This is a genomic window from Mycobacterium sp. ABE4_509 (genome assembly GCF_056160785.1).
Genome location: NZ_JBSWXU010000178.1, coordinates 1 through 10,059 on the forward strand (window position 1 = coordinate 1; position 10,059 = coordinate 10,059).

Genomic DNA, 10,059 nt, shown 5'->3' on the forward strand with positions numbered 1-10,059 from the left:
CGCCTTGACCGGCCCTCGGGCCGTCGCCGCCCTGCTCGTCGCCGCCACCCCCGCCGCGTTCGCGACCGGGTATCTCAACCACGGCTATCTCGGCGCCGTCTACGCCCGCCTGGAGATCGGCGTGGCGGTGTTCTTCGTCCTCTCCGGGTTCCTGCTGTTCGCCCCGTGGGTGCGGGCCGCCGCCGGCACGGCCCCGCCCCCGTCGGTGCGCCGCTACGCCCGCCACCGGGTGCGCCGCATCGTGCCCGCCTACGCCGCCGCAGTGCTGGCGACGTTCGCCGTGTACACCGTGTTCACCCCCGGCCCCAACCCGGGCCAGAGCTGGTACGGCCTGCTGCGCTACCTCACCTTCACCCAGATCTACACCGACAACTACCTGTTCAGCCTGGCCCATACGGGTCTGTCGCAGATGTGGAGCATGGCCGTCGAGGTCGCGTTCTACGCGGTGCTGCCCGCACTGGCCTTCCTGCTGCTGCGCCGCGGCTGGCACCCCCGCCGCATCCTGGCGGGACTGGCCGTGCTCGCTGCGGTGACACCGGCCTGGCTCGTCGTGATCAACGCCGCCCCGGGACTGCTACCCAGCTCGGCCGGGATGTGGCTGCCGGCCCACCTTGCCTGGTTCGCCGGCGGCATGGCACTGGCCGTGCTGCGCCACCGGGGCGCGCGGTGCCGCGCCCGGTTCGCCGTCCCCGCGGCGGTCGCGCTGTTCCTGGTGGTGGCGACCCCACTCGGTGGGACCCTGCACGGACCGGATCCGGCGTCGGCTCCGGTGATCAGGTCCGTGTTCTACGCCGCCGCCGCGACGCTGGTGGTGGCGCCGTTGGCGCTCGGCGACCGCTCCGGCTACACGCGGGCGCTGGCCAGCCGGCCGATGGCGTGGCTGGGCGAGATCTCCTACGAGATCTTCCTGCTGCATTCGATGATCATGGCGGTGACACTGCACGTGGTGTTGCGCTGGCCGCTGTTCACCGGTTCGATGCCGGTGCTGATCGTGGCGACCCTGGCACTGACCGTGCCGGCGGCCTGGGCGCTACACCGGTTGACCAGACCTCAGCCGGCCAGCGAGCGCAGCGCCGGAACAAGCGCGGCCAGCGCCCGCCCCCGGTGTGACACGGCGTCCTTTTCGGCCGGGCTGAGTTCGGCGGCCGTACGGTCCGAACCGGCAGGCAGGAACACCGGGTCATAGCCGAACCCGCCGTCCCCTCTGGGCGCCCGCACGATGCTGCCCGCCCACTCTCCGCGCACCACCGTGCTCCCGGCGTCGCCGGGCCCGGTCACCAGTGCGCACGCCGACACGAACGCGGCGTCGCGGCGGCCGTCGGGCACATCGGCAAGCTGCCCGAGCAGCAACACGGTGTTCTCGGCGTCGTGTCCGTGCCGGCCCGACCAGCGGGCGCTGAGCACCCCGGGCATTCCGTTGAGCGCGTCGACGGCCAGCCCGGAGTCGTCGGCGACGGCGGGCAGCCCGGTCGCGGCGAACGCGTCGCGGGCCTTGGCCAACGCGTTCTCCTCGAAGGTCGCCCCCGTCTCGGGCGCCTCGTCGAACGCCGGCACGTCTTCGAGCGACAGCAGCGTCAACCCCGACACCCCGGCGGCCTCGAGCACCCGGTTCAACTCGGCGAGCTTCTTGCGGTTGCGCGAGGCGACCAGTATCCGGGTCATCCGGCGCTCAGCTTCCGAAGGCCTTCTTCGACGGCTCACCCGACTCCGGCAACTCCCCGGGATAGGGCAACTCCAACGCCGCCTTCTGGATCTCGAACAACTGCTCGCAGGCGATCGTCGCGGCGTCGAGCATCTTGTCCAGCGTCGACCGCGGGAACGTGGCCCCCTCACCGGTGCCCTGGATCTCGACGAACGTCCCGGTGTCGGTGGCGACGACGTTCATGTCGACCTCCGCGCGGGAGTCCTCGCTGTAGGGCAGGTCGACCCGGATGCGGCCGTCGACGACACCGATGCTGACCGCGGCGATCGCGCAGGACAACGGACGCGGATCCGACAACCGGCCCGCCGCCGACAGGTAGGTCACCGCGTCGGCCAGCGCGACGTAGGCACCGGTGATGGCCGCGGTGCGGGTTCCTCCGTCGGCCTGCAGCACGTCGCAGTCGATCGCGATGGTGTTCTCGCCGAGCGCCCCGAGGTCGATGCAGGCCCGCAGCGAGCGGCCCACCAGCCGGCTGATCTCCTGGGTCCGTCCCCCGACCCGGCCCTTGACCGATTCCCGGTCGGACCGGTCATGGGTGGCGGCGGGCAGCATCGCGTACTCGGCGGTCAACCAGCCCTGCCCGGACCCCTTGCGCCAGCGCGGCACCCCGTCGGTGACGCTGGCGGTGCACATCACCCGGGTCTGACCGAACTCCACCAGCACCGAACCCGCCGGATGATTGGTGAACCCGCGGGTGATGGTGACCGGGCGCAGTTCGTCGTCGAGCCGGCCGTCTTCTCGTCTGGACACGGGGCCACCCTAGCCGCTGCCCCGGACACACCTGGTCGGCGGGCGCGGGGTGGTGCTCAGGACTTCGTGACGGGGAAAGTCTCGTTGCACACGACCGCGTGCACCGGACCGTCGAACTCGGCTTTGGCCTCGCTGATGATGTCCTCCCGCGAGGTCCACGGCGGAATGTGGGTCAGCAGCAACTCGGAAACGCCGGCGCGGGCGGCGGCGCGGCCGGCCTCGGTGCCGGACAGATGCAGCCGCGGCGGGCGCGACGGCGAGTGCGTCCAGGACGCCTCGCACAGGAACGTGTCGGCTCCGCGCGCCAGGTCGATCAGTGCATCGCAGTAACCGGTGTCGCCGCTGTAGACGAGGGTGGCGCCGGACGGATCGGTGATCCGCATGCCGTAGGACTCGGTGGGGTGACACACCAGCCGCGGCAGCACGGTCAGCGCCCCGATCTGCACCGGCTGACTGTCCACCCAGTGGCGCACTTCGAAGATGTCGGTGAAGTCGTCGATCTCCCCACCCTCGGGTGAGGACGCCGCCCCCAGCCGTGCCCAGGTGTTCGCCGGCCCGTAGACCAGCCCGCGCTCGGGCGCCGGCGACGGATGGTAACGACGCCAGACGAACAGACCGGGAAGATCCAGGCAGTGGTCGGCATGCAGATGCGACAGCAACACGTGCACAGAGTTGGGGTCGGCGTGACGCTGCAGCGCGCCGAGCACCCCGCCGCCGAAATCGAGAACCAAAGGTGGCGTATCGGGTGCGGTCACCAGATATCCCGACGCCGGCGAATCAGGGCCGACCACACTGCCGGAGCAACCCAGGACGGTGATTCGCACGCTCACTAGCTTGCCATGCCCGCGATGAACGTGACGAAAACATCGCCGCTTTGGGCGAGGAAGGTCATGTTCGGGCTCCCACGTGACGTCGAACAGGTCTGACCCCGTCGAGTGTAGGACCCAGGAATCGTGCCGCCAGTTCGGTGAACGCCTCGGGATCGCCGGTGGCCTCGAAAACCCGCTTCGGCCCGGCAACGGTGGCCGTGCCGGCCCTCCCCTCACCGGGGTGGGGCCGCAGCAAATCCTGCTCGGTGAGCACCCGCAACAGATCCTTGGCCGTCTCCTCGGCACTGGAGACCAACGTCACCGATTCCCCCATGGCCAGCTGGATCAGTCCCGACAGCATCGGGTAGTGCGTGCAACCCAGCACCAGGGTGTCGACCTGCGCACGCTGCAGCGGCTCCAGATATCCCTCGGCCAGGCCGAGCACCTGGCGGCCGCTGGTCACCCCGCGCTCGACGAAATCGACGAACCGCGGGCACGCCACCGCGAACACCTCGGTGTCGCGCGCCGCGGCGAAAGCGTCCTGGTAGGCGCCCGACGCGATCGTCGCCGCGGTGCCGATCACCCCGATGCGCCCGTTGCGCGTGGTGGCGGCCGCGCGCCGCACCGCGGGCAGGATGACCTCCACGACGGGTGTCGGCGCGTAGCGCTCACGGGCGTCGCGCAGGCAGGCCGCCGACGCGCTGTTGCAGGCGATGACCAGGGCCTTGACCTCGCGCGCGGCCAGGTCGTCGCCGATCGCCAGCGCGTGCGAGCGGATCTGCGGAACGGTCAGCGGTCCGTACGGGCCGTTTCCGGTGTCGCCGACGTAGATGATGTCCTCGTCGGGCAGCTGGTCGATCACCGCCCGCGCCACCGTGAGACCGCCGACGCCGGAATCGAAGATTCCGATCGGGCGCAACGCGTCCGGGTTCACGGACCCAGCGAGGGTGGTTGGACCGGCTTGCGCAGCGCGCGGGCCTTGCGTTCGGGTCCGGAGAGCAGATAGGCGGCGAGCACCCCGGCCAGCGCACCGCTGAGGTGTCCCTGCCAGGAGACGCCGAAGGTACCGGGCAGCACACCGAGCAGGATGCTGCCGTAGACGAACAGCACCACCACCCCGATGACGATCTCCCAGATCGTGCGGGTGAAGAAGCCGAACAAGATCAGAAACGTCAGCCAGCCGAAGATCAGGCCGGAGGCACCGATGTGGTTGGTCTCGACCACGACCCCCTGATAGGTCGGGGCGCCGACGTTGCCGATCAGCCAGGTGCCCAAGCCGCCGAGGATCCAGATGATCGCGGTGGCGTAGATGAAGCGCGACAGGCCCGCCAGCGTCATCAGGAACCCGAGCACCAGCGCCGGGCCGGTGTTGGCGATCAGGTGCTCCCAGTTGGAGTGCAGCAGCGGCGCGAACAGGATGCCGGTCAGCCCGTCGGTCTCCAGCGGGCGAATGCCGTTGTTGTCCAGTTGATGACCGGTCAGCGAGTCGAACAACTCGATGAGCCACAGCAACACCACGAACGACAGGATGGTCAGCCCGCCCACCAGCCACACCGGGCGTTTCTTGGGCTGAGCGGACGGCCCGGGGTAACCGCCGGCGCCCGTCATGCCCATAGTTGCCCTTCCAACGCGTCCTCCGCGTCATCCAGGCTACCGGCGTACGCGCCGGTCGACAGATACTTCCATCCGGCGTCGGCCACGACGAAGGCGATGTCGGCGCGCTCACCGGCCTTGACCGCCTTGGCCGCCATGCCCAGCGCGGCGTGCAGCACCGCACCGGTGGAGATGCCGGCGAAGATGCCCTCGACCTGGATCAGCTCGCGGGTGCGCTTGACCGCTTCGTACGAGCCGACCGAGAACCGGGTGGTCAGCACGCGCGGGTCGTAGAGCTCGGGGATGAAGCCCTCGTCGATGTTGCGTAGCGCGTACACACCCTCGCCGTAGCGTGGCTCGGCGGCGACGATCTGCACGTCGGGCACGTGCTCACGCAGGTAGCGTCCGGTGCCCATCAGCGTGCCGGTGGTGCCCAGGCCGGCGACGAAGTGGGTGATCTCGGGCAGATCCGCCAGCAGTTCCGGGCCGGTGCCGTCGTAGTGCGCGGCGGTGTTCGACGAATTGCCGTACTGGTAGAGCATGATCCACGAAGGGTTTTCGGCGGCAAGCTCTTTGGCATGGGCGACCGCGGTGTTGGACCCGCCCTCGGCGGGCGAGTAGATGATGCGCGCCCCGTAGAGCTCCAGGATCTGGCGTCGCTCGATCGAGGTGTTCTCCGGCATCACGCAGATCATCTGATAGCCCTTGAGCAGCGCCGCCATCGCCAGCGAGATGCCGGTGTTGCCGCTCGTCGGCTCCAGGATGGTCGCCCCCGGATAGAGCAGCCCGTCGCGTTCGGCGTCCTCGATCATCCGCAACGCGGGCCGGTCCTTGATCGAGCCGGTGGGGTTGCGGTCCTCCAGCTTGGCCCACAGGCGCACATGCGGAGCCCCTGGAGAGTCCGGGCGGCCCCCGTCCCACAACGGCGAGAGCCGCTGGAGCCCGACGAGCGGGGTGTGGCCCAGCGCCTGGAGCAGCGAGTCGTACCGGGTCATCGCGGCGGGTCTCAGCCTCCGGCCACGGCGGGCAGGATCGTCACCGAGTCTCCGTCGGAGATCGAGGTCGACAAACCACCGGAGAACCGGACGTCCTCGTCGTTGACGTAGATGTTGACGAACCGCTGCAGCTTGCCCGGGTTGGCCGGGTCGACCAGGCGCTCGGAGATCCCGGAGTAGTTGGACTCCAGGTCGGCGATCACCGCGCTGAGCGTCTCCCCCGCGGCGCTGACGCGTTTCTCACCGCCGGTGTGGGTGCGCAGGATGGTGGGGATGGACACGGTCACAGACATGGCTCGGTTGGTTCCTTTCACGCTTGGGCGTACTGCTCGACGATCTTGACAGGCTCTTCGGTGACGACGCCGTCGACGATGCGGTAGCTGCGCAGTTCGTGCTCGTCGGGGTCGCGGGTGGACACCAGCACGTAGTGGGTGTCGGGCTCGGAGGCGTAGGAGATGTCGGTCCGGCTCGGGTAGGCCTCGGTGGCGGTATGTGAGTGATAGATCACGACCGGCGCCTCGTCCGCGTCGTCCATCGCGCGCCACACCTTGAGCTGTTCGGCGGAATCGAACCGGTAGAACGTCGGCGACCGCTCGGCGTTGACCATCGCGATGAACCGTTCGGGGCGGTCGGAACCGTCCGGTCCGGCGATCACCCCGCACGCCTCATCCGGGTGGTCGGCGCGCGCGTGGGCGACCATCGCGTCGACCAGGTCGGCACGGATCGTCAGCACTGCGCCTCTTTCACTCGTCGTCTTCCTTCCTGAACGCTCCCGGCAACAGGCCACGGTAGGTCGGTATTCCAGCGACCTCCTCAGCAGCCAGGACACCGACCATCACGGCCCGGGCAAGACAGTCGGCGGCTGCCGCGCCGACCGCGGTGAGCAACGGCACCTCGGGCGACATCGACGCCGGCAGCGACGCCGACGTCGCCGGGTCCGGCGCCACCTCCACCGCGCCGGTGGCCAGTGTGAACACCGTATCGCCGTCCAACGGGGTGTGACACGGCCGGATGGTGCGGGCCAGGCCGTCGTGAGCGGCGACCGCCACCCGCCGGCAGCCTGCCTTGCTCAGCGCCGCGTCGGTGGCCACCACCGCGATCGTGGTGTTGAGCGGGCTCAGTTCGCCGTGCCGGTCGGCATAGCCGGCCAGCTGGTCCGCCGGTGGAGCGACCAGACCGAACTCCTCGATCTGGTCGGCCAGCCACGGCAGCCCGGTGCCCGGGTCGACGACGTCACCGGCGGAGTTGACCACGACCAGCGCGCCGACGGTGACACCCGATTCGAGCGTCACCGACGCCGTCCCGACACCGCCCTTGAGCACGCCGGCGCGCGCCCCGGCTCCGGCGCCCACCGCACCGAGTCCGACGTCGCTGCCCGCCGAGGCGGCGGCGCGATGGCCGAACTGCGCGTCCGGCCGGCACTGCCAGCCCCCGACCGGCAGGTCGAAGATCACCGCGGCGGGAACGATCGGCACCACGCCGCCGTCGAGCGCGACGCCGCGGCCCTGGGTTTCCAGCCAGGTCATCACACCGTCGGCGGCCGCCAGCCCGAACGCGCTGCCCCCGGTGAGCACCACGGCATCGATGTGGCGCACGGAGTTGCTCGGATCCAGCAGATCGGTTTCGCGGGTCCCCGGCGCCCCGCCCCGCCCGTCGACCGCGCCGACGGTTCCCGGCGGGGTCAGCACCACCGTGGTGCCGGCCGCCCAGCCCGAACCCAGCTGCGCGTCGGGGTCGATTCGGTGGTGGTGGCCGACCAGAATGCCGCCGACGTCGGTGATCGCTCCGCCGGCCACTACCTGGACTTGCCCATCAAACTCAGCACCAGATACTCCTGCAGGACGGTCAGCCACTGGTAGACGTCGAGGTGCCCGGCCATCGGGTGGTCGGCGGGCAGCCGGTCGGGACCGTCGGGGCCGACTTCGAGCATCGTGCCCAGGGCCAGCCGGACGTCGTTGACGGCCGACACCCAGGCTTTCGCGTCGTCCTCACCGATTTCGAACTTGCCGCCACCGGCCGGGACGGTATCCAGAAGTCGCTGCGCTGCTTCGCGTTTCGCATCGATGATCTCGGGCTCGTGCAGGCTGCGCAACGCACTGTTGAGACTCTCGGCGGTCCCGGAGCCGGCCGGGTGCTCGGTCGCCGCCCGGTAGAAATCGGGCAGCAGACGTTTCATCGTATCGTCTTGCGGGGGAACGGAATTACCCGTTCGCATGCCGGTGATCTCGGCGAGCTCGTCGGTCGGCGCGGACGACTCCCTGTCGTCGAGCATCCCCACCAAAGACGTCACCAGGCTGCTGAGCAGGTCGGCCTCGTGCGCGGCCAACGTCGAGCGGTACCGCGGGCCCGCGGGGCCCTCGACCCGTTTCCACTTTCGCACCGTCTCGTCAACGATCCTGTTGCAGGGTCGCCCACAGGCCGGCGGCGTGGAGCTTGGACACATCGGCTTCCATCGACTCCCGGGATCCCGCCGAGACCACCGCCTTGCCCTCGTTGTGCACCTGCATCATCAATTTGGTCGCGTGCGGTTCGCTGTAGCCGAAGAGCTTCTGGAACACGTAGGTCACATACGTCATCAGGTTCACCGGGTCGTCCCACACGATCGTCACCCAGGGGGCGTCGGCCGCGACGTCCTCGACGACGTCTTCGTGCTCACGCGTTCCCGGTCGTGCCTCCGCCGGCGTCACCATGGGTCAAGAATACCGGGGACGCAGTGTTGGTTCGAAGCTGCTGGCGAACCGATACGGTTGGCCTGTGACTTCGCCGACGCCCGGGGCGTCCTCAGAGAGCCAGCCGAGGCTGCCGCGCACGGGCCCGCCGGTGGCGTTGCTGACCGACAAGTACGAGCTGACGATGCTGGCCGCCGCGTTGCGTGACGGCACCGCGGCGCGCCGCACCACCTTCGAGGTGTTCGCCCGCAGGCTGCCCGCCGGCAGGCGCTACGGCGTGGCCGCCGGTTCCGCGCGGTTCGTGGAAGCGTTGCAGCAGTTCAGGTTCGACGAAGCCGAGCTGGAACTGGTCGCCGACTTCTGCGACCCGCAGACGCTGGAGTACCTCGCCGGGTACCGGTTCGGCGGTGACGTCGACGGCTACCCGGAGGGTGAGCTGTACTTCCCCGGCTCTCCGGTGCTCTCGGTGCACGGCACGTTCGGCGAGTGTGTGGTGCTCGAGACGCTGGCGCTGTCGATCTTCAACTTCGACTCGGCGGTGGCTTCGGCCGCCGCCCGGATGGTCAGTGCGGCCGGTGGGCGCCCGATGATCGAGATGGGGTCGCGCCGCGCCCACGAACAGGCCGCGGTCGCCGCGGCCCGCGCCGCCTACCTGGCCGGGTTCACCGGATCGTCGAACCTGGAGGCCCAGCGCCGCCACGGCGTGCCGTCGCTGGGGACCAGCGCCCACGCCTTCACTTTGCTGCACACCGTCGACGGGCAGCAGCCGTCCGACTGGGAACGCGCGGCGTTCCGGTCGCAGGTCGACGCCCTGGGAGTGGGTACCACGCTGCTGGTGGACACCTACGACATCACCGCCGGGGTCGACAACGCCGTGGCGGTGGCGGGCCCACAGCTGGGCGCGGTCCGGATCGACTCCGGCGACCTCGGCATGCTGGCTCGGCAGGTGCGCGACCAACTCGACGGTCTCGGAGCCACCGCCACCCGCATCGTGGTGTCCGGGGACCTCGACGAGTTCGCCATCGCGGCGTTGCGCGCCGAGCCGGTCGACTCCTACGGCGTCGGCACCTCGGTGGTCACCGGATCCGGCGCGCCCACCGCCGGGATGGTCTACAAGCTGGTCGAGGTCGACGGCATCCCCGTCGAGAAGCGCAGCAGCCACAAGGAGTCCCACGGCGGAAGAAAGCAGGCGGTGCGGTTGGCCAAGGCCTCCGGGACCGTCGTCGAAGAGGTGGTCCACCCGGTCGACGAACCACCCCAGACCCCGGCCGAGCTGACCGCCCGCCGGCTGACGGTGCCGCTGGTGCGCGGCGGTGAGCCCGTCGCCGACCTGAGCGTCGAAGCCGCCCGCGACCGTGTCGCGGCCGGACTGCACAGCCTGCCCTGGGACGGGCTGAAACTCTCCAAGGGCGACCCGGCCATACCCACCCGGATGATCGCGCCGACAGCGCGCCGGGGCTAGCGGCGGTGTCGGAGACGTCCGGGCCCGGCGAGGTCGGCGAACTGCTTGCCACCGCGGCGGCCGCGCTGCTGTCTCTTCT

The 10,059-nt window shown here is 70.1% G+C and carries 12 protein-coding genes and 1 pseudogene; 2 read left to right on the forward strand and 11 right to left on the reverse strand.

Annotation, left to right across the window (positions count from 1 at the left end):
* Positions 1-4: 4 nt before the first annotated feature.
* A pseudogene (locus ACXAID_RS24960) lies at positions 5-976 on the forward strand (acyltransferase family protein); the annotation flags it as partial.
* A gap of 74 nt (positions 977-1,050) precedes the next feature.
* Here the strand turns inward: ACXAID_RS24960 and rdgB are convergent.
* From rdgB to clpS, 11 genes are read right to left on the reverse strand one after another with little or no spacing between them, the layout of a single operon-like run.
* Positions 1,051-1,662, reverse strand: coding sequence for an RdgB/HAM1 family non-canonical purine NTP pyrophosphatase (gene rdgB / locus ACXAID_RS24965; RefSeq protein ID WP_475024869.1), 612 nt, complete (start codon positions 1,660-1,662; stop codon positions 1,051-1,053).
* A gap of 7 nt (positions 1,663-1,669) precedes the next feature.
* Positions 1,670-2,452, reverse strand: a complete 783-nt coding sequence (gene rph / locus ACXAID_RS24970) for a ribonuclease PH (RefSeq protein ID WP_475024870.1) — start codon at positions 2,450-2,452, stop codon at positions 1,670-1,672.
* 56 nt (positions 2,453-2,508) lie between these two features.
* A complete protein-coding gene (locus ACXAID_RS24975; protein WP_475024871.1) occupies positions 2,509-3,282 on the reverse strand; it encodes a cyclic nucleotide-degrading phosphodiesterase in 774 nt (257 codons plus the stop codon).
* A 58-nt stretch (positions 3,283-3,340) separates the two neighbouring features.
* Positions 3,341-4,195 carry a glutamate racemase gene (gene murI / locus ACXAID_RS24980; RefSeq protein ID WP_475024872.1) on the reverse strand — a complete coding sequence of 285 codons (855 nt, stop codon included), beginning with the start codon at positions 4,193-4,195 and terminating at the stop codon, positions 3,341-3,343.
* The gene (locus ACXAID_RS24985) at positions 4,192-4,875 is read right to left on the reverse strand and encodes a rhomboid family intramembrane serine protease (protein WP_475024873.1); all 684 of its coding nucleotides are present in this window, start codon (positions 4,873-4,875) and stop codon (positions 4,192-4,194) included. The genes murI and ACXAID_RS24985 overlap by 4 nt, the downstream gene beginning before the upstream one ends.
* Positions 4,866-5,849 carry a cysteine synthase gene (locus tag ACXAID_RS24990; RefSeq protein ID WP_475024874.1) on the reverse strand — a complete coding sequence of 328 codons (984 nt, stop codon included), beginning with the start codon at positions 5,847-5,849 and terminating at the stop codon, positions 4,866-4,868. The genes ACXAID_RS24985 and ACXAID_RS24990 overlap by 10 nt, the downstream gene beginning before the upstream one ends.
* An 11-nt stretch (positions 5,850-5,860) precedes the next feature.
* Positions 5,861-6,142, reverse strand: a complete 282-nt coding sequence (locus ACXAID_RS24995) for a MoaD/ThiS family protein (protein WP_475024875.1) — start codon at positions 6,140-6,142, stop codon at positions 5,861-5,863.
* A gap of 17 nt (positions 6,143-6,159) precedes the next feature.
* Positions 6,160-6,582, reverse strand: coding sequence for a M67 family metallopeptidase (locus ACXAID_RS25000; protein ID WP_475024876.1), 423 nt, complete (start codon positions 6,580-6,582; stop codon positions 6,160-6,162).
* A gap of 10 nt (positions 6,583-6,592) precedes the next feature.
* Positions 6,593-7,645, reverse strand: a complete 1,053-nt coding sequence (locus ACXAID_RS25005; protein WP_475024877.1) for a P1 family peptidase — start codon at positions 7,643-7,645, stop codon at positions 6,593-6,595.
* Positions 7,645-8,229 (reverse strand): oxidative stress transcriptional regulator AosR, encoded by a 585-nt coding sequence (aosR, locus tag ACXAID_RS25010; protein WP_475024878.1) that lies wholly within the window; start codon positions 8,227-8,229, stop codon positions 7,645-7,647. Before aosR ends, ACXAID_RS25005 begins: the two co-directional genes overlap by 1 nt.
* 7 nt (positions 8,230-8,236) lie before the next feature.
* Positions 8,237-8,539, reverse strand: a complete 303-nt coding sequence (gene clpS / locus ACXAID_RS25015) for an ATP-dependent Clp protease adapter ClpS (RefSeq protein ID WP_475024879.1) — start codon at positions 8,537-8,539, stop codon at positions 8,237-8,239.
* A 109-nt stretch (positions 8,540-8,648) separates the two neighbouring features.
* Between clpS and ACXAID_RS25020 the strand changes: the two genes are divergently transcribed.
* The gene (locus ACXAID_RS25020) at positions 8,649-9,980 is read left to right on the forward strand and encodes a nicotinate phosphoribosyltransferase (protein ID WP_475024880.1); all 1,332 of its coding nucleotides are present in this window, start codon (positions 8,649-8,651) and stop codon (positions 9,978-9,980) included.
* Positions 9,981-10,059 lie beyond the last annotated feature (79 nt).